Source organism: Klebsiella grimontii (genome assembly GCF_900200035.1).
GTDB lineage: Bacteria > Pseudomonadota > Gammaproteobacteria > Enterobacterales > Enterobacteriaceae > Klebsiella > Klebsiella grimontii.
Window position 1 is genome coordinate 41574 of the sequence record NZ_FZTC01000001.1, and the last position, 24122, is coordinate 65695.

At 51.9% G+C, this 24122-nt stretch carries 18 protein-coding genes and 5 pseudogenes; 15 read left to right on the plus strand and 8 right to left on the minus strand.

The window, feature by feature from the left end:
• Nucleotides 1-201 precede the first annotated feature (201 nt).
• Nucleotides 202-534, minus strand: a complete 333-nt coding sequence (locus tag KOSB73_RS00270; RefSeq protein WP_004118538.1) for a DMT family transporter — start codon at nucleotides 532-534, stop codon at nucleotides 202-204.
• A gap of 131 nt (nucleotides 535-665) precedes the next feature.
• Complete coding sequence (locus KOSB73_RS00275) at nucleotides 666-1223, minus strand: recombinase family protein (RefSeq protein WP_004118540.1); 558 nt, start codon at nucleotides 1221-1223, stop codon at nucleotides 666-668.
• A gap of 160 nt (nucleotides 1224-1383) precedes the next feature.
• Between KOSB73_RS00275 and KOSB73_RS00280 the strand changes: the two genes are divergently transcribed.
• The 7 genes and pseudogenes from KOSB73_RS00280 to KOSB73_RS00310 all read left to right on the plus strand — a co-directional run bounded on the left by KOSB73_RS00280 (nucleotide 1384) and on the right by KOSB73_RS00310 (nucleotide 7462).
• On the plus strand, nucleotides 1384-4392 hold the full coding sequence (locus tag KOSB73_RS00280; protein ID WP_004118541.1) for a Tn3 family transposase: 3009 nt from the start codon (nucleotides 1384-1386) through the stop codon (nucleotides 4390-4392).
• Nucleotides 4393-4425: 33 nt separating this feature from the next.
• Nucleotides 4426-4764: pseudogene (locus tag KOSB73_RS31375) on the plus strand (hypothetical protein); the annotation flags it as partial.
• Between the two features lie 153 nt (nucleotides 4765-4917).
• Complete coding sequence (locus tag KOSB73_RS00290) at nucleotides 4918-5502, plus strand: hypothetical protein (protein WP_064406706.1); 585 nt, start codon at nucleotides 4918-4920, stop codon at nucleotides 5500-5502.
• A gap of 132 nt (nucleotides 5503-5634) precedes the next feature.
• On the plus strand, nucleotides 5635-6234 hold the full coding sequence (locus KOSB73_RS00295) for a DUF2726 domain-containing protein (RefSeq protein ID WP_063923534.1): 600 nt from the start codon (nucleotides 5635-5637) through the stop codon (nucleotides 6232-6234).
• 2 nt (nucleotides 6235-6236) lie between these two features.
• Nucleotides 6237-6479 (plus strand): annotated as a pseudogene (locus KOSB73_RS00300) (DUF2726 domain-containing protein); the annotation flags it as partial.
• A gap of 6 nt (nucleotides 6480-6485) precedes the next feature.
• Nucleotides 6486-7052, plus strand: coding sequence for a phospholipase D family nuclease (locus KOSB73_RS00305; protein ID WP_051800686.1), 567 nt, complete (start codon nucleotides 6486-6488; stop codon nucleotides 7050-7052).
• 140 nt (nucleotides 7053-7192) lie between these two features.
• On the plus strand, nucleotides 7193-7462 hold the full coding sequence (locus KOSB73_RS00310; protein ID WP_040118434.1) for a replication regulatory protein RepA: 270 nt from the start codon (nucleotides 7193-7195) through the stop codon (nucleotides 7460-7462).
• 23 nt (nucleotides 7463-7485) lie between these two features.
• Here the strand turns inward: KOSB73_RS00310 and KOSB73_RS31440 are convergent.
• Nucleotides 7486-7599: pseudogene (locus KOSB73_RS31440) on the minus strand (replication protein RepA).
• A 78-nt stretch (nucleotides 7600-7677) separates the two neighbouring features.
• Between KOSB73_RS31440 and tap the strand changes: the two are divergent.
• Together tap and repA are read left to right on the plus strand one after the other, a co-directional pair.
• A complete protein-coding gene (gene tap, locus KOSB73_RS00320; protein WP_071887233.1) occupies nucleotides 7678-7749 on the plus strand; it encodes a RepA leader peptide Tap in 72 nt (23 codons plus the stop codon).
• Nucleotides 7742-8614 carry an incFII family plasmid replication initiator RepA gene (repA, locus tag KOSB73_RS00325; RefSeq protein WP_072046527.1) on the plus strand — a complete coding sequence of 291 codons (873 nt, stop codon included), beginning with the start codon at nucleotides 7742-7744 and terminating at the stop codon, nucleotides 8612-8614. Before tap ends, repA begins: the two co-directional genes overlap by 8 nt.
• A gap of 1487 nt (nucleotides 8615-10101) precedes the next feature.
• Here the strand turns inward: repA and KOSB73_RS00335 are convergent.
• The 5 genes and pseudogenes from KOSB73_RS00335 to KOSB73_RS00355 all read right to left on the minus strand — a co-directional run.
• The gene (locus KOSB73_RS00335; RefSeq protein ID WP_098140144.1) at nucleotides 10102-12297 is read right to left on the minus strand and encodes a DEAD/DEAH box helicase; all 2196 of its coding nucleotides are present in this window, start codon (nucleotides 12295-12297) and stop codon (nucleotides 10102-10104) included.
• Nucleotides 12294-13610 (minus strand): ATP-binding protein, encoded by a 1317-nt coding sequence (locus tag KOSB73_RS00340; RefSeq protein WP_004152291.1) that lies wholly within the window; start codon nucleotides 13608-13610, stop codon nucleotides 12294-12296. Before KOSB73_RS00340 ends, KOSB73_RS00335 begins: the two co-directional genes overlap by 4 nt.
• A 3-nt stretch (nucleotides 13611-13613) precedes the next feature.
• Nucleotides 13614-15923 (minus strand): tellurite resistance TerB family protein, encoded by a 2310-nt coding sequence (locus KOSB73_RS00345; protein ID WP_098140145.1) that lies wholly within the window; start codon nucleotides 15921-15923, stop codon nucleotides 13614-13616.
• Between the two features lie 630 nt (nucleotides 15924-16553).
• Nucleotides 16554-17522, minus strand: a complete 969-nt coding sequence (locus KOSB73_RS00350) for an IS5-like element IS903B family transposase (RefSeq protein ID WP_074195468.1) — start codon at nucleotides 17520-17522, stop codon at nucleotides 16554-16556.
• 385 nt (nucleotides 17523-17907) lie between these two features.
• Nucleotides 17908-18393, minus strand: a pseudogene (locus KOSB73_RS00355) (Mu transposase domain-containing protein); the annotation flags it as partial.
• Nucleotides 18394-18600: 207 nt separating this feature from the next.
• Here KOSB73_RS00355 and KOSB73_RS31065 point away from each other — a divergent pair.
• From KOSB73_RS31065 to KOSB73_RS00385, 6 genes and pseudogenes are all read left to right on the plus strand, one after another.
• Nucleotides 18601-18702 (plus strand): annotated as a pseudogene (locus KOSB73_RS31065) (integrase); the annotation flags it as partial.
• 284 nt (nucleotides 18703-18986) lie between these two features.
• A complete protein-coding gene (locus KOSB73_RS00365; protein ID WP_004118840.1) occupies nucleotides 18987-20114 on the plus strand; it encodes a transporter substrate-binding protein in 1128 nt (375 codons plus the stop codon).
• Nucleotides 20111-20704: an ANTAR domain-containing response regulator gene (locus KOSB73_RS00370; RefSeq protein WP_004118229.1), complete on the plus strand. Its 594-nt coding sequence runs from the start codon at nucleotides 20111-20113 to the stop codon at nucleotides 20702-20704. The genes KOSB73_RS00365 and KOSB73_RS00370 overlap by 4 nt, the downstream gene beginning before the upstream one ends.
• Nucleotides 20701-21549 (plus strand): ABC transporter permease, encoded by an 849-nt coding sequence (locus tag KOSB73_RS00375; RefSeq protein ID WP_004118228.1) that lies wholly within the window; start codon nucleotides 20701-20703, stop codon nucleotides 21547-21549. Before KOSB73_RS00370 ends, KOSB73_RS00375 begins: the two co-directional genes overlap by 4 nt.
• On the plus strand, nucleotides 21549-22469 hold the full coding sequence (locus tag KOSB73_RS00380; protein ID WP_004118227.1) for an ABC transporter permease: 921 nt from the start codon (nucleotides 21549-21551) through the stop codon (nucleotides 22467-22469). Before KOSB73_RS00375 ends, KOSB73_RS00380 begins: the two co-directional genes overlap by 1 nt.
• Before the next feature lie 12 nt (nucleotides 22470-22481).
• On the plus strand, nucleotides 22482-24086 hold the full coding sequence (locus tag KOSB73_RS00385) for an ABC transporter substrate-binding protein (protein WP_004152278.1): 1605 nt from the start codon (nucleotides 22482-22484) through the stop codon (nucleotides 24084-24086).
• Nucleotides 24087-24122: the final 36 nt, after the last annotated feature.

The window sequence follows — 24122 nt, forward strand, 5'->3', positions numbered from 1 at the left end:
GCACCGTTAATCATGCAGGTACAAACAAAAAGCAGTCTTTTTGTCAATCATGGCAACTTTTCCTGGCCGCCCCCGGTTATGTCGGTTCTCTCGCCTGTTATTAATGTAGCGGGTAATGTCCCATTTCAAAAAGGGGAAAGGGAGAGGCATGCTGATGTCTAAAATCAGAATGCCCCCGGAGTTCTGTTTATGGATGAGAACCTACAGCTGCTTGTGTCCTGCCAGAATTTTCAGGCCAATGATACCCGCCAGAATCAGTCCGAAACAGGCAATGCGTAACAGGCCCTTATCTTCATTTAAGTAAATTATTCCGTACGCTGCTGTCCCTAAAGCACCAATCCCGACCCAGACCGCATAAGCGGTTCCTACAGGAATAGTCCGTGTTGCCAGGGACAAAAAGTACATGCTCACACCGATAAATGTCAGGCAAAAAATACTGGGGTAGATCCGGGTAAATCCCTCAGTCCGGAGCATTGACGCGGCATAAAAGACTTCGGCTATGCCGGCAATCACCAGATACATCCATCCATTCATAAAACTCCTTTAACGGCTCATCAAAACCAGCAATATTGTGGGCAATGTTAACTCTGTTTTTAAGCAGGGGATCATCAGCATCAACCGCGAAACCCTTTCCGGCACAGGAAAAAATCGCTGCCTGCGTCGGGTTAACTGCCTGGGCCCAGTTTTTTTAACCTGAAATAGGTGGCCCTGGATATGCCGGTTTTCTCCATCACCAGTTTAATGGGCGTTTCGTGCCGGATAAGCTCCAGTGCGGCGGCCGATTTGTGATGAGGTTTCCGTCCAAACCTGACGCCTGCCGCCATGGCGATGACCCGGCCTTCGTTTGTGCGCTCCAGGATCCGCTCCCGCTCAGCTTCAGCAACGGCAGCAAGGATCTGAATGACCATTTTACCCATCGTGCCTTCAGTACTCAGTCCATTCTCCAGAAACCGGATGGCTATTCCCTTTTTATAGCAGGCATCAACAATGTGGATCATATCCGCTGTGTTGCGGCCAAGCCGGTCCATTTTGGTACACATGATAATGTCATCTTTTTCGGCACGGGCAAGCAGCCGTTGTAACCCTTCACGTTCGTCCGTGGCGCCCGACATCATGTCAGTAAAAATCCGGTCATCTCTGACGCCTGAAGATTTCAGCTCCATGATCTGCGCCGTCAGTTTCTGATGGCTCGTTGATACCCTTGCATATCCCAGTAATGCCATATTGGTCTCACAAATCGATACTGATACTGCGTAGTATCATAAAGCATAAAACACGATTTTTGATACTCATGTAAGCACGCACTTTAAAAGGTCTCAAAACTTATAATATCTGAGACTATCAAAATTTGAGCAGAGCGATACCCTTACGAAAGGATGCGGGATGAGTGACGGTTTTCTGACCAGTGAACAGACCGAAAACTACGGACGGTATGCCGCCGAGCCTAACGAGGTTCAGCTGGCCCGGTATTTTCATCTTGATGAACGCGATCTTGTTTTTATTAATCAGCGCCGGGGGAAACATAACCGATTTGGGATTGCCCTTCAGCTAACCACGGCCCGTTTTCTGGGAACCTTCCAGACCGATCCCTTGCAAATACCTCCCGGCGTCCGAAATTACGTTGCATTACAGCTGAACATTCATCGCCCTGAGATCATGGCCCGATACGCCCAGAGAGAGAATACCCGTTGGGAGCATCAAAGGCTGATCAGGCAACACTCTGACTACCATGATTTTGGCGATTTCCCCTGGTCGTTCAGACTGAAACGTCTGCTTTATATCCGCACATGGCTCAGTAACGAGCGCCCCGGTCTGATGTTCGATTTTGCCACGGCATGGTTGCTCCAGAATAAAGTATTGTTGCCCGCAGCCTCAGCGCTGACGAGGCTCATTGGCGAAATTCGTGAGCGGGCAAGCAGGCGTTTGTGGCGCAGACTGGCTGCATTACCTGACAGCTGGCAGACTGAGCAACTGGCCGGTCTGCTTGTCATACCGGAAGGACAGCGGGTTTCCGTGATGGAGCAGATACGAAAAGGGCCCGTCAACGTCAGTGGTCCGGCCTTTACTGACGCACTTCAGCGCTACACACGCCTGCGCAGCCTGGAGTTTTCCCGGCTGAATTTTGCCGGGCTGCCTGCAATTCAACTCCGCAACCTGGCTCGTTATGCTGGCATGGCTTCGGTAAAATATATCGCCAGAATGCCGGAGGAACGGCGGCTGGCCATCCTGACCGCGTTTGTTAAAGCACAGGAAATTTTGGCACTCGATGAGGCTGTCGATGTTCTGGATCTGCTGATCCTCAATATCACGCGTTCAGCGAAGCAAACCGGGCAGAAAAAACGGCTCAGAACGCTCAAAGATCTTGATCGCGCGGCGCTACTTCTGGCACATGCATGTACGCTTTTACTGGATGATAAAATGGATGACGCAGCGCTGCGTCAGACTATTTTCAGCCACGTACCAAAGAACCGGCTGGCGGAATCCGTAGGTAAAGTCAATGAGCTTGCCCGCCCGCAGGACACAAATTTCCAGGATGAAATGGTCGAGCAATATGGACGGGTTAAGCGCTTTCTGCCAGCGATGCTGCGTGATTTACATTTTCAGTCTGCCCCTGCCGGCGAAAATACGCTATCGGCCATACATTACCTGGCCGAACTGAGTGGTTCGAAAAAACGCCTCCTGGAGAATGCGCCTGAGCAGATCATTACAGGTCCCTGGAAACGTCTGGTGTACGACTCCGAAGGCCGGATACAGCGTGCAGGATACTCATTGTGCCTGCTGGAACGCCTTCAGGATTCGCTGCGTCGCCGCGATATCTGGCTGGAGAACAGCGATCGCTGGGGCGATCCGCGTCAGAAGTTTCTTCAGGGGAAAGAATGGCAGGCTCAGCGGATCGCCGTATGCCGGGCGCTTGGACACCCCACCGATGGTGGAAATGCCGTTAAACAGCTGGCAACCGAACTGGACGAAACCTGGAAAACGGTGGCCTCACGCTTTGAGCTGAATGCTGCCGTGAGCATCTGTCATCAGGGTAAATATCCGTCCCTGACCATCAGCAGTCTGGAAAAACTGGAAGAACCGCAGCCGCTGATTCTTCTGAACAGCCGCGTCAGGCAGCTGGTCCCCCCTGTTGATCTGACAGAGCTGCTGCTTGAAATTGACGCCCGGACTGGTTTTACCCGCGAATTCACTCATGTGAGTGAGTCTGAAGCCCGTGCTCAGGATCTTAACATCAGCCTGTGTGCCGTACTGCTCGCTGAAGCCTGCAATATCGGACATGAACCGCTGATCAAACACAGTATTCCGGCACTGACCCGCCACCGTCTGAGCTGGGTAAAACAAAACTACATTCGGGCTGAAACGCTGGTCAGCGCTAATGCCCGGTTGGTCGATTTTCAGTCCACGCTGGAACTGTCTGAGCGCTGGGGCGGCGGAGAAGTGGCTTCTGCAGATGGGATGCGCTTTGTCACTCCTGTAAAAACGCTGAACTCTGGCCCTAACAGAAAATACTTTGGCTCAGGGCGTGGGATCACCTGGTACAATTTTGTTTCTGACCAGTATTCCGGCTTTCACGGCATCGTTATCCCCGGTACGTTGCGTGACTCTATCTTTGTGCTGGAAGGGCTTCTGGAGCAGCAGACGGGGCTGAATCCGGTGGAGATTATGACGGACACTGGAGGGTCCAGCGACATTATCTTTGGCCTGTTCTGGCTGCTGGGCTACCAGTTTTCGCCCCGCCTGGCAGATGCCGGTGAGGCGGTATTTTGGCGTGCAGATAAAAATGCGAACTACGGGGTACTGGATGAGCTGGCGCGGGGATGCGTTGAACTGTCAAAGATAGAAACCCAATGGGATGAAATGATGAGGGTTTCCGGTTCTCTGAAGCTGGGTACAGTCCACGCCTCAGAACTTGTGGGCTCGCTTTTAAAAAGTTCCCGTCCGTCAGGGCTGGCGCAGGCGATTATGGAGGTGGGACGGGTCAACAAGACGCTGTACCTCCTCAACTACATTGATGATGAAGAATATCGTCGCAGGATACTGACTCAGCTTAACCGGGGAGAAGGCCGTCACGCCGTGGCAAGGGCGATCTGTTACGGCCAACGTGGTGAGATTAGAAAACGTTACCGTGAGGGGCAGGAGGATCAACTGGGTGCGCTGGGGCTTGTCACTAACGCAGTTGTATTGTGGAACACGCTTTATATGCAGGAAGCGCTATCACATTTGCGCAGCGCTGGTGAGATCCCGGAAGACGAGCATATCTCACGCCTGTCGCCACTGATGTACGGTCATATCAACATGCTGGGACATTATACGTTCACGCTGCCGGAAAATATTCTGAAGGGAGAGTTGAGGCCATTAAATTTCAATTCAAACAATGAATTATTGCCTTAACGTGGTTTTTTACACGATTGAACCTCGAACCCCTATCACCAGCAGATGCGTGACCTTATCGACCTGGTGGTCCGGCTTGTCTCCCGGGGATGCCTTTATGCGCCAGCAGCGATACTGGCAGGTGCGGGTCTTCTGGTGTGGGGATTTCCGCAGGACGGTATCCGTCTGGTGACCGCCCTGCGAACTATGCCCGCAACAGAGCTTGTGCAGCTGGCCGGCATCGTCCTTCACTACGTGCTGTTGATTTCCGCCATATCGGTCCTGATTGCTGACCTCGTGGCTGGTCAGGGGGTGCCGAACAGATACCGACGTGCGTTGCTGGATCGGTTGCCGGCAGATGCCTGGTGCATCAGAAGAGGGACTGAGCGTTGACGGGACTGCGCATCAGACTCATCGGGAGCGATTGCCGGCGACGCCTGAATCCCGTTCAGCCGTGGAAATACCGTTATAAACAGAACTGACAAGAGCTGGCTCGTTACGCTTGTTATTCAATTAAAAGAATTGACCAATTAAAAAGGTGAACTAATGAAGCTTGATGCTGTGAAGACTGTTCGCGATTTAATGCGCTATTGTCATATGCCCGTATGGTGTCAGCGTGAAGTCAGAGATATGAGGGTCGGTGACATCTATTTTTTAGGGAAATATAAAGAGGTGATGTTTTCCGGGGAACTAAATGAAGACGTCGATTTTGTAGGGGAGGCATGGATCGAAAAGGAGAGAGGGATATACAAATACCATGCGACATGGACGATACCAGTAAAACCCTCCCGGGCTTTTGTCATGACTTCGGGGCAATTTAAATTACTGAAAGGTGGTGTCGTGGATTTCAACGGTGACTTTTCATCGTTTCGTTCATTTGCTCTGGTTTCACGCTATCTCAATCGACTGGTGATGAAAATGAGCAATGAAGAACGGCATGAATTCTATAAAGTCGGTTCCAGGCCACTTTTTCGTGGCATTTGTATTGATAAGGAGTCAATAAGCCGAAGGCCGCACTATATCAAAGACGGAGAAGTTTTACGTCGTGTCTGGCTAAATTACAGCAATCAATTACCGATGCATCCCCTGCAGGCTATTGTGACAGCGGCAATAGCGCTGAAACAAATTTAAGGAAATTCATATGCGGTTTTTTATTGCAGCAAAGAAATCTCCGGGGAAAATTCTTTCAGAAGGGCTGAGTGGAATGCTGAACAGAGTAAAGAAACACATATGGATTGATATGGTTATAAAGCGAGGCCCGGAATGGCAAAAATATTAATGATGACGGGCGCCATCGTCATAGTACTGGGTCTGCTGGGTTTTCTTGTTTTGCTTGTGAAGGGACGAACAACGGGGAAGACCTCTCCGGTACTGCAGGCACTGAAAGCGGCGGGTATTCGCACCACCGAGGCGGAACAGCGACTGTGTCGTCAGCGGGCCTGGGTGAGCAATGACATGCTGATGACGCCACGGGAACAGCATTTTTACCGGGCGTTGCTGAAGCACACCGACCAGAAACGCTGGCTTCTGTGCCCGCAGGTGCGGGTGGCGGATATCGCCAGCCTGGCACCTCATATCCGGCCTCGCTCCCGGACCTGGTGGCAGCTGTTCCGGATGGCCTCACAGTGGCACTGCGATGTGGTGGTGGTGGATATCACGACCTTTGCCATTGTGGCCGCTGTCGAACTGGATGATGCCTCGCACCTGAAAAAACATCGGGTACGCCGGGATATTCTGCTGGAAGAGGTACTTCGCCAGGCCGGCATTCCGCTGTTGCGGGAGCGGGATTCAGAGAAACTGGTCAGGTGTGTGAGGGATTTTCTGAAGCACCGACACGACATCACTGAATGTCATCAGGAGTGAAATCACAGTGGCACTGCGATGTGGTGGTGGTGGATATCACGACCTTTGCCATTGTGGCCGCTGTCGAACTGGATGATGCCTCGCACCTGAAAAAACATCGGGTACGCCGGGATATTCTGCTGGAAGAGGTACTTCGCCAGGCCGGCATTCCGCTGTTGCGGGAGCGGGATTCAGAGAAACTGGTCAGGTGTGTGAGGGATTTTCTGAAGCACCGACACGACATCACTGAATGTCATCAGGAGTGAAATCGTATGAGTATAGAAAAAAGAACGACCCGTCAAACCCCAGCCAGCCGGTGGTGGTTGCCCGGACTGCTCAGTCTGGCGCTTTACACGCCAGTGCCGGCAGTCAACGCCGCGTCCATCGAGACCGGCTTTTCCCCGGAAGGAACGGCCCTGCAGCTGGTCCTGAAGACCATCGATTCAGCGCAGCAGGAAATCCGCCTGATGGGATACTCCTTCACGTCGCCGGAGGTGACTCGCTCGCTTATTGCGGCAAAACGGCGTGGAGTGGATATCAGGGTAGTACTGGACCAGAAGGCGAATACCGGGAAAGCCAGCGTGGCCGCCATGAACGTGCTGGTCAGCGCGGGTATCCCTGTCCGCACCGTCGACGTATATACGATCCTTCATGACAAAGTGATCGTCGCAGACAAACGCAATACCGAGGTCGGCTCTTTCAATTTCAGTCGGGCTGCGGACCGTTCGAATTCAGAGAATGTGCTGGTCGTGTGGGATGACCCGGTTGTCGCCCACAGTTACCTGAACCACTGGGCATCCCGCTGGGCACAGGGAACGGACTGGCAGAGTACGTACTGAAAATCGTTACGTTTTTTAACCTGAACTTCGCGCCAACGGAGATTAGGTTATATAACAAAAAATAACATAGCCACTCGCCGCATCAGGCCAGCTGTAGTATCTTTGTTCAGGTATTTAGTTAAATGCTTGAGGAGGCAGAGATGTCACAGGCCATAAACGCAGTTACTTCCTCATCTAAACGCCCCTACAGAAAAGGGAAACCACTTTCTGCTGCAGAACGGCAGCAGAAGGCTGTTGCGCGTAAAAAAACGACGCACAAAGAGGTGAGGGTGTTTGTGCGCGATTCACTTAAAAATCAGCTTCAAATCATGTGTGAGAGTGAAGGAATTACTCAGGCAGAAATGATTGAAAGGCTTATTGAAATGGAGTCCGCGAAGCTTGGAATTGATGTAACGACGTCACATTCTTGATCCATCCGGCTTTGAGTGCTAGATTACTGATCGTTTAGAGATTTCTGGCTGGCCACGCCGCAAGGTGGCAGGGAACTGGTTCGGATGGGGAATTTACCTGGAACCAGAAAAGCAAAAACCCCGATAATCTTCTTCATTCTTGGCGGAGCGAAAAGATTAACGGGGCCTTTCAAAACTGCATAGAAGCTGTTGCTCTATGCAGGGAGTATAGATTCATGCTCAGAAAAGTTCAAGACCTTCTGTGCTCACTCCTTCCGTGCAACATAAGCGCAGGAAGCGGTGGCTGACCAGAATTCAGAAAACTCATTTCATTACGTTCAGGTTAAAAATGCCGAGCCGCGTTTTATGGCGCGTGAAGGCAAAAAGACACTGCCGTTCTGTCGTAAGCTGATGGCCAAAGCCGAAGGCTTCACCGCTACCTTTGATTTTTCAATCCATGTTGCCTTTGCCCGCTCACTGGGTAAGCGCCGCCGCATGCCTCCTATACTGCGTCGACGTGCAATTGACGCGCTCCTGCAGGCAATGTGCTTCCATTATGATCCGCTGGCCAATCGCGTGCAGCGCTCGATTACCAATATGGCCATCGAGTGCGGGCTGGCCACGGAATCCGCAAGTGGCAATCTCTCTATCTCGCGGGCGACCCGTGCGCTGCGCTTTATGTCCGAGTTGGGCCTGATCACCTACACCACGGAATATGACCCGCAGATTGGCTGTAACATCCCGACCGACATGACGTTCACGCCGGCTCTTTTTCAGGCTCTGGATGTGTCAGATGTCGCTGTCGTGGCCGCGCGTCGTAGCCGTGTGGAGTGGGAAAACAAACAGCGTAAAAAGCAGAGCCTGCCACAACTGGAAATGGACGAGCTGATCGCTAAATCCTGGCGTTTTGTACGCGAGCGTTTTCGTAGCTACCAGGCTGAGCGTAAATCACATGGCCAGAAGCGAGCGACAGCTCGCCGGGATGCTTCACGCCAGCGTAAGGATATAGAGACGCGCGTTCGTCAGCAGCTGACCCGTGAATATGCCACCGGCCGCTTCAGAGGCGATCATGACGCGCTGAAGCGTGAGGTGGAGCGACGTGTGACGGAACGAATGCTGATATCCCGGGGCAATAACTATACCCGCCTGGCGCCGTACCCCGAGCCCATATAAACCTCCCACTTTTTTATCCGGCCGACGCCGGAGACTTTCGCTCGCCCGTCTTCTGCAGTTGCCTGATTTCTGACCATTCCTGTAACAGCCACCACGGCCACCTCCTGATTTTTCCTTTTCGTGGATGAAATTTCAGGTCTCCGGCCCCGGTTTTTTGACCGGATTTTACTTATACACATTTAACTGCAAGGGAACTATTCACAAGGCTACACCCGACACGTTTCCTGGGTGCCCGTCGAAAGAATTACAGACCGCATGGTTCCCTTTAAATACCTGCTCTGTACTTCTTTTAAAGATCTGAATCTCTTTCATCTCAAAGGAAAACCTGTTCGCCGTCTGTCCTGTGGACAGTCTCAATGAGGCCTTCGCTGGCAGCGGTCGCAAACGCCCGCGCCGCTCAGAATCGAGAAGTACCTCCCGCCGGCAAGCGGCGGGCACAGCACCAGCAAGCACTTTAGTTACAGCATTCAATTAACCATTTAAACAAACCTCCGGCGCCGTCCTGCAACACTGAGCCCCTCTCAGACCAATATTCAGTTCCGTGCACAGCGGTAACTACATAACTCATCCCACCACTGAAAAGCGCCGCCGCCCCCGGCCGAAGGCCGGGGAACAACATCGCTTTTAATAATGGGTGTTGTAACTACTCTTCTTCATCGCTGTGGGTGGAGCTGCGGTCAGTTGTTTGGTACACGCTCGTAAGCGGCCCTGCGGCCCGCTAACGCGGAGATACGCCCCGACTGCGGCTATCGCCTTGCCGGGACCACTCCGACCGCGTACAGCGGCGTCTGAGATGTTTTTCGCGGGTATGGCTTTGCAGCTACCATGTTAAGTTCCCTGGTGTCGCTGAAATAGTTGATGAACATCCCCCTAAGCGTCAGCAGCAAGCTGCCGCCGCTAAGGCCCCGGAAATCACGCCCTTTACGTCGTAAACGCCGTAAAGCCCGCTCACCGGGGTTAAAAGGGATTACTTTTACTTCTTCATTGCTGTAAGCGGGTTAAGGCTAATCAGGGCAGGGGGTAGGGTGGCAGAGTTTATAGCCAGGTAACCGGCTACGCCGGGCTTTCGGCGCCATTTGACTCCACAGACACATGTAACCTCATCTGGCGCCTCCATGCCGCTGACGCGGCATCCAGAAGTTTCCCGATGCTGTAAGTCTTAACGTCTGCTTTGTGCCAGAAGCGGACACTGTTCACAATATCGAGTTAATCATTGGATATGTTGATCGCTCCCATTGAAAAATTTCACATTATCCAATATATCATTGTTGAGGCTTCCCTCTTACACCTCTAAAGGATAACTATCATGGGTCTTAAACCTGGTCCAAAACCAATTGCTAAATCGACAGGAAAACCGGATCAACGTCGACGTGATAATAAAGATACTCCTGGTAATACCCCGGGACTAAAGCCTAGTAAATCTACAGGGAAATAAAAAATTCAGGGTATATATGTCTTATTTATACCCTGATTACATATCCAGATTACTAAAGATGTTTCTGCAACCAGATGCGCGTACCTTCTGTTTCATACGCCTTTGCACCATACCCTTTCGCAAGAAGGGACTCTGGTAAATACTCGTCATATTTATCTAAGTACTTTTCTGGAACATCTGTGGCAAGATCAAATGCAGATGGCAAGCCTGACAACAGCATTTCTTTCAGCGCGTGCTGAACGGAAGCTACACTGGAGTTATCGATTTCTATAACGCCAGCAAATGAATTTGCTTTAAAACCACAACGTATGAGCAAGGCTGTAATCGTATTGACAACTTTATCCCCCATCCAGGGTATTACGTAACAGTGTTGTCCACTCGTAATAAAACACTCATTTTGAAGTTTAAAACGCTGAAAGTTACTACAGCCTTCCGCAAATAGGTTTCTGGCGGCAGTATCGGCATAATCTACTTTCTTGCTACCTATTGCTATGCGGTAATCACCTTCCCTATAGATAGCGAGCATTTCCTGACGAACGGCATCATGAACAGACATACCTCCCCCACTAAATTGTGGTGGCTGACCGCCTTTGGTTGCCTCTACATAGATAACTTTTTTCTCTGTCTCGATCTCTGTCACTTTCCAGCGCCGCCCACCGAAGATGATGTGTTGGTCTGGTAGCAGTGGGGAGTCCACAGGCACTGTTCCAAGGGTTCTGTTTCCGGTGATAATGCGGAACTCTTCTGGTGTATTGAACACGGCATAAAAAGTGTAATGGTTAGTCAGTTTCTCCCCCTCTGCCCCAACAACCATTTCGCCGCTAGCAAGTTGAGCGAGTAGGCCACATGCTCCCATATGTTTAAGCAGGCTTTTGAAATCGTTTAAATCTACATTTCTGAACGGCCCTGTCTGGCATAGTTGTGACCAGAGCTGGTCGGCACGAACTCCACCCCATTGTGCGGTAATTGCAAGAATCTGGTGTAGCAGCGTGGAGTAATGCATCTGCCGGGAATCGGCAGGCTCAAACCATTGTTTAGAGATCATCAACCTGATCATTGCCATCGACTGCACCAACTGGAGTCGTAGGTGATCAACGATACTGCTACTCACAGTAAGCTCATTTTCTGTAATTAGCATTCTGAGTACTGACGGGGAATCGCGTCGCCCAGAACGCCCCATTCGCTGGCGCAAACTGGAAACAGAATGCGGAGGCGTAACTTGGATAACCGATTTAACCTTACCGATATCAATTCCCAACTCAAGCGTCATTGTACAAACAGCTGTTGTGGGCAAATTTCCTTTCTGAAGACGAGATTCAAGCACCTCACGTAATTCCTTGGCAAGGGAACCATGGTGGGGGAAAAATTCATTCGGAACAATTTGTTCCTCACACATGTCGCTCAGCGTTGCCGCAATGCTTTCAGTGCGTTTTCGGCTGTTTGCAAAGACCAAATGAGAATCGCCACGGCAAAGTCTAAAAATGTCAGCGCAAACGTCATGTTCAGCTGAACTCTGAAGTTCTTCCTCATTTTGGATCACTCGCTCCAGGTATCCTTTGACCTGTACCTGAAGAGTGGCCATGCTATTACTATCTGTAACAGTTACGCAGGGGAGTCGTTTGTCCGGGCGCAACATTTCGGGCACTTTCTCCAGTTCCCCCAGCGTGGCACTCAACGCAACGCGGGGAATTGGATTTACCTGGCATCCTAGCACATGGTCAATTCTATTGAGCAGAGAAAGCAGCTGTACACCACGCTCTGAACCAATAAAAGCATGAAACTCATCAATAACGATGTATGCGACTGAAGAAAACGCCTGTTTGAGCCAGCCCATTGAATTTATGAGCAAAGACTCAAGTGACTCAGGTGTAATCAGTAAAATGCCAGCAGGGTTCGTCCGAGCCTTCTTCTTTTTGCTTTGTGGTACATCCCCGTGCCAGGGAGTCACTGGCATTTCCAATGCATCTCCAAGGCTCCCAAGACGACGGTACTGATCGTTAATCAATGCCTTCAACGGACTGATATAGACGATGCCAAATCCATTCGTGAGATCTGCAACTGCCGAACAGGCAGGAAGAAAGAAAGCCTCTGTTTTACCCGCTGCTGTACCTGCACTGATTAGCACGTCTCGATCACGGGCTAAAATTGCCGGGATAGAACTCTCCTGCAAGGGCCTTAATGTCGACCACCCCTGCTTGTAAACCCACTTACGGACGCGGGGATCGAGGCTATCGTAGGCACTGCTCATAGTTTGAAGTTCGCCAGTCCGTCGTCGTCATCGCTTTCCTCCGTAGTGGTGTCATCCATATCGCTGGGCCGGTCCTCTTCAATCGCCACACCCTCGATTAGTGTTTGCCAGTTCATCGTTCTGTTTTGTTCCAGCACGGCCAGCATGTCCAGGAAACCTTTTATGGTATTACGGGGGGTACGGAAGTAAGCGTCTCCAATGGTTTTACTACAGTGATGCAGGAATCCAGTCAGTGCCTCATCTGGTACCAGATAATTCTCTGGATCTCCACCGGCATAAACATGACGAAGATTTCTCAGCAAAATATACAGTTCCTCAGGGGTGAGGCTGGCAAGATGCAAAGTGGGGGATGAGTAGTCAATCACACCTGCTTTTTGCGCGAACCGGTTTTCCGCCAGACGCGACTGGAGCGCCTCATAGCTGTAAAGACCTTTACGCGGATCGAAAAGAAACTCTGGCGTACCCCCGAGGATAAAACCAATGTTCTCGGCTGAGCCTTGCAGGCAGTCATTCAGGATCCGCAAAATCTGTTCGTAGTTCGCTGTTCTTGCTTGCGTATTATTCAGCTTCAAGAGGTTCACCATTTCGTCGAGGCTGACCAAAAGACCGGCATAGCCTGCCTGGCGGACAAAAAGGCTCATCAGCTTCAAAGAATCATAGAATGATGCGTCTGAGATAATAGTCCGAACGTCGAGATCGTGACGGGCATCAGTTTTAGTAGTGTACTCTCCACGCAACCAGCGAATGGCATTGGATTTTAGCGTTTCGTTATCCTGCTCATGCCCCCGCCAGAATGCATCAATGACCTTCGCAAAGTCATATCCACCGACCATATCTGATAGTGCTGCCAGGCGTTTATGAATAACTGATGAAACCTCGGAGCCGTCCGTGTCAGCTTCCTTCCTTGCCTCCGTAACGAACCTTTCAACAACGCTAAGTAACGCATTACCATCCGGCTTGTTTCTGGTGGACATGTTTTTCATGAGCTCAGAATAAAGATTACGAGCCTGACCTCCCGATGAGTGAATACGTCTGTCAGGAGAAAGGTCAGCACTGACTGACACCAACTTCTTCTCCAGCGCAATAGAGCGCACAACACTCAGAAAGAACGTTTTACCAGAACCATATTCACCGATGATAAGTCTGAAGCTTGCACCACCGTCAGCAATCCTCTCAATATCCTGATGGAGAGCGGTGATCTCATTCACGCGGCCAACCTGGATATGCTGAATGCCTATCCTTGGCGTTACACCTGACTTAAGTGACTGAATAATAGCGTCGCGTTCTTTCACTCTTATACGTGTTACAGACATTCACTATCCCTCTAATTCTTTGGCAATTTCCAGGTCAACCCAGATATCATCATCGGCATCGTCCAGTACTGGAGCATCAACCACCGCATAGGACCAGTCATTGATCACCTCAAGCGCACCGCCGAGCATCAAATTCAAATTTCCGCACAATTCTGTCGCCTCTTTTAGGGACCACTGTTCTTTCTCCAGCAAACTGCGATAAAGCTGGCTATGTGCGGAGTCAAGTCCCCCCGCCTCCGTTGATGAGGCTGGAGCGCTTTCTGGCTCTTCCGGTTCTTCTTCGGTGAAAATTGTGTTCAGCAATTTACGAACATCATCCGTGGCAGATTCGTGGCGGGCAAGTACATTAGCATCCAGTGTGAACCCTGCTGCTGGCTGATCAGTTGGTACAGACGAGACGAGATCATGTTCAGTTGCGGAATGCTGATGGATATTGCTCGAGACAGATGAGGGATCCAGCCCCAAACTTGAATAAATCTTCTCAAGCTGTTTGATTTCGGCAGGCGCTATTGTCCCATCCGAACAGGCAACACTAACGATAACCTTACCCACAGCAGCTTTTTCCGCGGCCCCCATCAACTCAATCCTACTTTTCATTCCTGTCATATTGGCTGGGGTATGAAGTTGCCACGTTAAATACGCATGTAGAGAGCGTTTTTCATCATCGGTGAAGCCAGGATTGTTGTTGATGGCATTCTCAAGCACTTTCTGTTCAGCTTGATCAAGAGAATCGTCAATCAAGGCGACCATCGCCCCTAATCTGAGCGTCATTACGGCTGAGATAAATTCAGGAGAAGGTGAGAAGCGTCCACCTTCGGCGGCAGGGAATAGAACAAGTGTCCCATCAACATCCGCCTTCACATGGTGATAATACGGGTCAGGTGCCAGACCGTAACCCATCTTCAGAGCAAAGGCCTGCATCAAATCGGCCTCTTTTTTATTGATCTTATTGGGGCAACTGGCATTCATATGTGCCCAAAAGTCAGCAACTGAGACTAACCCCTCCTTGACGAGGATCGCCTCATCAGCCCAGCGTTTGAATGAGCTTAATATTTTTTCTGCGCTTTCATTAACTATCTCTGAAGGGAGCAGCATAATTGCAGCCGTATCATTGACTGACGTACCTTTCCTACCAAGGTAGCGACTATAAGCATCAAGTTCATCTGTACATATATCGGCAAGAGCCATAATTTTCTGGACAGGGCTCTTCAACGCACTTGGATCAGGCAGGTCGGGAACAGGAAGTCGAACACCTCGCAAACTAGGACTTGCTGGTGTGTAATCTAACCTCAGGCGCGTTTTATTCGCCTTAACGACCATCCCTTCACCATATTTGAGGGTGTAACGCCGTTTGAAAAGTGCAGCAAACTCTTTAGCACAGCGGCGAGCCGGGGTACGCAGCGAATACTCGGTGTGGTTTATTACCCAGTTCAACGCCAGTTCAGCTGATACAGGAACTCCTTCATGTACAGTTTTTGCAAGAGCCAGCTTAAATTGCATGCTGTTGCTGAAACCTGAATTGCTATCGAGCTCAGTGGCTAAGCCCATGTTCGGGCGCAGAATAGACATGGCTTCGAGTAATTGGGTCGAATATCCACGGAAGGAGCGGTTCTCAATGAATATCGATCTTAACCGAGCGACTTCATTGAACAGATTACGGAACTCAGCATCAGGGAATTTTGGGTCAGTGGAATCTACGAGCGCTTTTCTTTCCAGGCCGTAGAGGTAGATAAAAACATAGCCGATAGGACACGATGGATCAGACCTATCGCTGGCAAGCCAACTGACATACGCACCGCGTGCTTCTGGGGAAAGAGAGGAAAAACTGGGCCAGTATCCTAATGAACTGTCCTCGTAAAGATAAGAAGTAGGTTTTATCTTACATGTGTCATCAATTAATGATGCCTCACTTCCATCGTCATAATAGCCGCCTGATTCCTGACCGGAGGGCTTCATACGTTGCCCCACGTAAATGTGGCCACCGCTAATTGCTACACCAGCTACAGTTATCATCTCACCCGGAAGTACCCATCGAGCTAGTGCACCTGCTGACTTTGAGGTGTTGCGGTAATGATTGGTTGTCACCCGAAGTTCAACACCCCGGCCACCGCTCAATGTAAAAGTTGCAAGGTTATCGTCTTCACTATCATCGTTTCGCACAACCGCCTCTTTTTTCTTGATGTCAGCGAGCCATTCTTTTGGCGGTGCTTTCACGGGGTCTGAAGCATAAGACTTTGGAGATTTACGTTTTTTCTTTCTAAAAAACAACAAGTAAATGACAAAAATCGCCGCCAAAAACTTCAATAACTCCATGATATATAACCTTAAAATCATTCTTCACGCATATTTACAAGCAGTGATGAAGGCAGGGCAAGTGGATTAATCTCAAAATAATACTTCTAAATTGCGAGGGTTAAAAGCAAATCACAATTAAAATTAACCCAATGATTTAAATGATAAAAATCATTTAATAATGTGTTTAACCAGCAGTGAAATTTTAAGGTGTTAAAACCTGTTAGGCGATTCGTCTCTAAATGATGTTGTACTACTGCTACGTTAACATGCGAGCAAATGTACTGCGGATGCACATCTGACCACTGTATGATGATACTTACCTATTCGCTGAGAATCTCGGCAACTTTATGGCAGGGAAGCTTTTAGAGACTATACCGTCTCGAATTTCAGCAGACCTTCAGCATCCTAAGCTTGTCTGCTGTAGGCCAGGAGCGGTCATTTATACGTAGTAGCTCAATGACTGCTTCGTACATAAAGCTGTCATTGGACTTTCTGACCTTACAAGGTAATCTGGCTTGCAAGGAAGCCGACCTTGCGGGACCGGTATAACGCACTGTTATATGCCATAGGAGGACTAGTGGAAACGACAGACGGCTTTGTTGAATAAATCAGATTTCGGGTAAGTCTCCCCCGTAGCGGGTTGTGTTTTCAGGCAATACGCACGCTTTCAGGCATACCTGCTTTCGTCATTTTGTTCAGCGCTCGTACCAGGGCCATAGCCTCCGCAACCTGACCATCGTAGTCACGCAGCGTCAGTGAACCCCCGAACAGCTGTTTTACCCGGTACATCGCCGTTTCCGCTATCGAGCGACGGTTGTAATCTGTTGTCCATTTCCACCGCGCATTACTCCCGGTCATTTGCTGATTAGCCACTGCACGGTTACGGTCTGCATATTCACCGGGCCAGTAACCCGCACCTTTTCGGGGTGGGATAAGCGCGCTGATTTTCTTACGCCGCAGTTCATCGTGACAGAGCCGGGTGTCGTAAGCGCCGTCTGCCGATGCTGCCCTGATTTTTCTGTGAGTCTGCCGGATAAGACCCGGGAAGGCTTCTGAGTCCGTCACATTGTTCAGCGACAGGTCAGCGCAGATGATTTCATGTGTTTTACTGTCAACGGCGAGATGCAGCTTACGCCAGATACGGCGGCGTTCCTGGCCATGCTTTTTGACTTTCCACTCGCCTTCACCGAAGACCTTCAGCCCGGTGGAATCAATTACCAGGTGTGCGATTTCACCCCGGGTGGGCGTTTTGAAACTGACATTAACCGACTTTGCCCGCCTGCTGACACAGCTGTAATCCGGGCAGCGTAGCGGAACGTTCATCAGAGAAAAAATGGAATCAATAAAGCCCTGCGCAGCGCGCAGGGTCAGCCTGAATACGCGTTTAATGACCAGCACAGTCGTGATGGCAAGGTCAGAATAGCGCTGAGGTCTGCCTCGTGAAGAAGGTGTTGCTGACTCATACCAGGCCTGAATAGCTTCATCATCCAGCCAGAAAGTTATGGAGCCACGGTTGATGAGGGCTTTATTGTAGGTGGGCCAGTTGGTGATTTTGAACTTTTGCTTTGCCACGGAACGGTCTGCGTTGTCGGGAAGATACGTGATCTGATCCTTCAACTCAGCAAAAGTTCGATTTATTCAACAAAGCCAAGGTAGGTATAAAATGGGATGGATCCTCTGCTTCTGGCATCTATCGGTCAGAATGACATCATGATGTGGTCTGCTATTATTGACATCCTCCCCGCCCTTTAGGGCGGGGAGGATGTCAACTATGAGTGTTGCCTGAAATGTCGCCAGCCCCCGGTACAGCAGAAGTATCTCGGGCTTTCTGCGTTTGCTCCTGGTGGGTATGGCCCCCGCAAGCGGGGGATATTGCTAACTGTCGTTTCAACAAAAAGTAACTTTTTTCACTTTGCCCCTCAGTACAAATTAGGGGCTTGCCGCGGATGTACCATGCCTGAATATCTTCGAGTGATGATTTGGTGCGGCTTTGTTGAATAAATCAGATTTCGGGTTCCACCTGACTGACCTGCTGCCAGAGCGGGGCGTGATGCTCCGGCACGGTCTGCCAGCCGGATGCAGCCGAACAGAGACGGTGCGATGCCATCTGCTGCTCATTACTGTAGATCCGCAGTTCATCATCCAGCGAGATCCGTATTGATACCGGCTGGCCACACAGGCTTTCCGGCACGCTGTAACGGTTTCCGCCAACCTCGATATAGCCATCCCAGGAGACATGACGGATATCGAAGTAGCTGGTATCGAAGTCCGTATCCGGCAACGGCTGCAGATGCTCCTGTTCCTGCGTGAAGCGCTGTTCCGGTGTCTGCCTGAACTGGCGAAGTTCCCGCCTGTCGGCAACGTCAGCCATCCACTGCTCCAGTAGCTGATTAACCTGGGCGAAGCTGTCGAACCGGCGGTACCGGACGAAGAAGTTCTCCTTGAGGTATTTCACCATCCGCTCCACCTTACCTTTGGTTCTGGCCCTTTATGCTGACTCATTATTTCTGGCCATAAAGGTTCTGGCAGTGCCATCTTTCGGGTCAACAAAGGTAATATCTTCAGGATCACGACGAGGGCTGGCCAATGACAGAAATATTACGGGTTCTTCAAGAAGGGTTGGTAATGCATGGACAACATTACGCTCGAAAAAAAGCACGTGGCCGGGGGCAAATTCGGCTTCGTCACGAGGATCTTCCATCCAGAGCGTCCCCATGAATCCCTGAATAACCTGACGCCGGAGGATCACCTGCTGATGGCTGAAAAACCGGAACTCTCAAAAAGTGCGTGGAACTAAAACAGGTGTGCATTACTCCACCTCATGTTGAAGAGACCAGACTGCATCAGAAAATTGCACCATAACTGAGCAAGCCGCATCCCATTGGTGCAAAAGTGTCTCCAAAAATAAATAATCCATTGATTTAACTGTGCTTTAAAAATGGCATGAATTTTTCATGTCGGGTATATGCAAGCAGGGGCAACCCTTAAGCCTTGAATCCATTAAATATCGACAGGTAATGAAGCCTGATTGTCCTAATAAGGACAATCAGGCTTTTTTATTAATGCAGAGAGCAAACATACGTGCAAACTATTGATATTGGAATTTTGCTTTCCACAGAAGGTACCTACAGCCACCTGGCGAACAGCACACTGCTTGGTGCGCGCCATGCCTTAGAGGAAATCAATGCCGATCCTGCTTATCCTTTTCAGCTGCGGGCCCGACATATCAACCCTGCGGGTGAACTCGCAGCCTACAGTGAAGCGGTGAGCACCTTTATCGCTCACGGCATCCGCCATATCTTCGGAACCATTACCTCTGCCAGTCGGAAGGAGATTATCCCGGACCTGGAGCAGCATAACCTGCTGCTGTGGTATGGCTGTCCTTACGAGGGGTTCGAGAGCTGCGAGCAGGTCGTATATCTGGGCGGTTGTCCGAACCAGACTCTGCTGCCACTCCTGCGGCTGGCGCTGGATATGTTCGGAAATCGCTCCTGGCTGATCGGCTCTAACTACGTCTGGGGCTGGGAAAGCAATCGTATCGCCCGTGAGGTAGTGGAAGGTTCCGGCGGTACGGTGGTGGGCGAAAAATATCTGCACCTGAGAAACAGCAACGTGACCGAGTTGATTGAGGCGATTCTCAGCACAGAGGTAGATTTTGTACTCAATAACCTGGTAGGCGAAACCTCTTATGCGTTTCTGCGCGCACTGGACGAGGCCTGTCTTCGCGATCGGCGGACGTTAGCGGTGCTCAGCTGTAATTTTACCGAAGCCGAAGTCGCCGAAGTCGCGCCACTAAGGGCGGTACGTTTGCTTTCCTGCGGACCGTTTTTTGAGAGCGTCGATCTCGATTTTTGCGCGCGGCAGCACCTGCAACATGGCGCACAGCGCATCTCCCACTACTACATCGGCGGCTGGCGGGCAGTAAGGCTGTTTGCCAATAGCCTGCGCGAGGCCGGAAACAGCGAGCCGGGTGCGGTGCTGGCGGCACTGCATCGTCAGCACGACGTTGATTCTCCGGGCGCTCGCTCAGTAATGGCTCGAAACAACCACGCCTGTTTGCCCTGCTACATCGCTGAGTTGCAACAAACTTGCTTTCAGATACTGCATCGCGAACCGCTGCCGGTTATGCCCGATCCCTATCTCTCCGCGACCGAGCTACGTGAAAGCCGAACGGTTGCAGCCAGACCTGCTCTGAGGATTGTTAAATGAAAACGCTGCTGTCCCCGGATTTAGATGCTCAGCCGCTCCTGCTGGTAGACTGTGAAGCAAGGAGTCGCGAAGCGCTGGAAAAAAACCTGACGCGGATGGGTATCCGCTGGCATCACCTGACCGGAGATGAGGCTTTACCTCCTCTCACCCCCTGTGCAGTACTGGTGGAACTGGAGGCATTCGCCAGCCCGCTAACCCTGAGCCAGATCAATCTGGCGGGAATACCGGTGATCGCGCTGACCTCACATGAGGGACTTTACCAGGTACAGCGCGCGCTGGAGTTAGGGGCAACAGCGCTCCTTACCAAGCCTATTACACAGCGAGCCATCTATACCACCCTGATGATGGCAGTGGGGCTGCGTCAGCAGTTGCATGACATTCAACAGCAACAGATGCTACTGCGCCAGCGTCTGGCAGCAATGCCGCAGATTACCCAAGCTCTGGCGGCCCAGATGCAAGCGGAAAGTATTGATGAACAACAGGCATGGGTTCGCCTGCGCTCGGAATCAATGTGTACGAACCAGTCGGTGGCACAGGTGGCGCAGAAGTGGCTGCTACGAATGTCGTCCGGCAAGCGGGGAGCACAATGAATAGAGTCGGATATTTTCTGCGCCGGCCAGCCCTGCTGCTCTCGCTGCTGTTTATTCTCCTGGTGGTGATGAGCGCGCTGTTTGCCCCCTGGCTCACCCCCTTCGATCCCGATGAACAGTTTGTCGAGGGACTGAGCCTGGAAGGCGCACCGCTTTCTCCCAACAGCACTTACTGGCTGGGAACCGATCTGCTGGGACGCGATCTCTTCTCGCGTTTAATTTACGGAGCTCGTACTTCGTTACTCATCGGTGTTGTCGCCAACGGCACTGCAGTACTGATCGGCGTCCTGGTAGGGCTTAGCGCAGGTTATCTGCAGGGGCGTATCGGAGGGCTGCTGATGCGCTTTACCGATCTGATGATGGCGTTTCCCGCACTGCTGCTGGCGATTGCCCTGGCGGCGATTTTCCAGCCAAGTGTCTGGATCGTGTCCCTGGTGATCGCCATGGTGAACTGGGTGCAGATCGCCAGGGTTATCTACGCCGAAACTAGCGCGCTTAGCGCCCGCGACTTTATCGCCGTGGAACGCACCCTGGGGGCCGGAACGTTGCGTATTCTCGGCGTGCATTTAATTCCACATCTGGCGCCAACGGTGCTGGTCTGGGCCACACTAGGCATCTCCACCACAGTCCTGCTGGAAGCTACTCTATCGTTCCTCGGGGTGGGGGTACAGCCGCCAACGCCGAGTTGGGGCAACATCATCTTTGAAAGCCAGAGCTATTTTACTTCGGCTCCCTGGCTGGTGTTTTTTCCCGGCGCGGCGATTGTGCTGCTGTCGCTCTCTTTCAATATCGCTGGTGACGCCCTGCGCGACGCCCTCGATCCCGGCTTAAAAGGACGAAACTAATGCTATTTCTGGGAAAACGTCTGTTGCATGCCGGGCTGATCCTGCTTGGCGTTACGTTGATCTGCTATTTGCTGCTGTTTATGTTGCCCGCCGATCCAGCGCGCCAAATCGCCGGGCGCAGTGCCACGCCGGAAGTAGTCGAAAACATCCGCCATCAGTTGGGGTTGGATCTGCCGTTTTATCAGCAATATTGGCGTTATCTGCAGGGGCTGCTGCACGGCGATCTGGGACGCTCGTTTATTCAGCGCAGCGAAGTGAGTGAACTGGTTTCCGCCCGTATCGGGCCGTCACTGCAGCTGATGGCGGCGGGTATTCTCTGCGAGTTGGTACTGGGGATCGCACTCGGCACCCTGGCGGCGTTAAAACGCGGCGGGCTGGCGGACCGGCTTCTGATGGCGCTCTCCTTTATCGGTGTTTCGGCGCCGCAGTTCATCGCCGCGATGCTTTTTCTCTATCTTTTCGCCGTGGTACTCAACTGGTTCCCGATGGGAGGCTATGGCGGCTTCAGCCATCTGGCGCTACCGGCGCTAACCCTCGGCCTGCTCGGCAGCGGCTGGTATTCACGCATGTTGCGCTCGTCGATGATTGAGGTGCTGCATCAGGATTTTATCCGTACCGCGCGGGCCAAAGGGCTGGGCCGAACCCGCGTACTGCTGCGTCACGTACTGCCGAATGCCGTGCTGCCGCTAATTCCGATGATAGGCATTGATATCGGCATTTTTATGGGCGGACTGGTGGTAGTCGAATCGGTCTTTGGCTGGCCGGGTATCGGTCAGCTGGCCTGGCAGGCGATTCAACAGGTGGATATCCCGGTGATTGTCGGGGTAACCACCGTGTCAGCGGTTGCCATTGTTGGCGGCAACCTTATTGCGGATCTGGTGCTGCCGTGGGTCGATCCGCGCATTGATGTCAAAAAGTAGCAGGGGAAGATGATGAAAAATGCGTTATTGACAATGGCGGTGGCCGCGGCCTGTTTCTCTTATGGCGCGCAGGCTGACGAGAAGACCGGCGGCGATATCGTGGTGACCTACCAGAACGACGTGGCGACCCTCGATCCGGCCATTGGCTATGACTGGCAAAACTGGTCGATGATCAAAAGCCTGTTCGACGGCCTGATGGACTATCGTCCCGGCACCACCGAGTTGGTGAACGACCTGGCGGAGAGCTACGCCATTTCCGAGGACGGCAAGGTCTACACCTTTGTGCTACGCAAAGGGGTGAAATTCCACAACGGCCGCGAGGTCACGGCGGCGGACGTGAAATATTCTCTGGAACGCACAGTCAACCCGAAAACCCAAAGTCCGGGCGCCGGGTTCTTCAGTCCCATCGCGGGCTATGACGAGGAGGCCAGCGGTAAAAGCACGACCCTGAGCGGTATCGAGGTCGTCGACGATCATACGGTAAAAATCACTCTGAAAGAGCCCAACGCCACCTTCCTGCATGTGCTGGCGCTGAACTTTGCCTCGGTGGTTCCCCGTGAGGAGGTGGAGAAATGGGGCGCCGACTTCGGCAAGCATCCGGTCGGCAGCGGCGCGTTTGAGCTCCAGGAGTGGAAGCTGGGCCAGGAGCTGATCTTCCGCAAAAACCCGAACTACTTTAAAGCCGGCGTGCCGCGGCTGGATCACATAAAGTTCGAAATGGGACAGGATCCCTCGGTCGCTCTGCTGCGGCTGGAAAAAGGCGAAGTGGATATTGCCGGCGACGGCGTACCGCCCGCACAGTTTCTGTCGTTTAAAAACAACCCGGCCTATAAGGGCCTGATGGTCACCGGCGACCAGTTGCAGACCGGCTACGTGACGATGAAAACCACGCTGCCGCCTTTCGATAATCTCAAAGTCCGCCAGGCGGTGAACATGGCGGTCAACAAAGATCGCATCGTGCGCATCATTAATGGACGCGCGGCGCCGGCCAACCAGCCACTGCCACCCGCCATGCCCGGTTATGACAAGGCATATCAGGGTTTCAGCTACGACCCGGCAAAAGCGAAGCAACTGCTCAGCGAAGCGGGTTTCCCCAACGGTTTTGCTACCGAACTGTACGTGATGAATACCGATCCGCAGCCGCGTATCGCTCAGTCTATCCAGCAGGATCTGGCCAAAGTGGGCATCCACGCCAGCATCAAATCCCTGGCGCAGGCGAATGTGATTGCGGCGGGCGGCTCCGCCAGCCAAGCGCCGATGGTCTGGTCCGGCGGCATGGCGTGGATCGCCGATTTCCCGGATCCCTCCAACTTCTATGGCCCGATCCTCGGCTGCGCCGGGGCGGTAGAGGGCGGCTGGAACTGGGCGCGCTACTGCAACAAAGCGCTGGACGCGCAGGCGGCCGCGGCGGACAGCATGGTGAAACCCGACCAGCAGGACGCGCGCATTGAAGCCTGGCGCAAAATCTTCATCACTGCAATGGATGACGCGCCCTGGGTGCCGGTATTCAACGAGAAGCGCTACACCGTACATTCCGCACGCATGGGGGGCGAGGACGCGCTGTATGTCGATCCAGTGCATGTACCAGTCAACTACGACTATATCGGACTGAAATAATTTGATGGCGCCGGGACGGCGCCGCTGCTTAAAGGA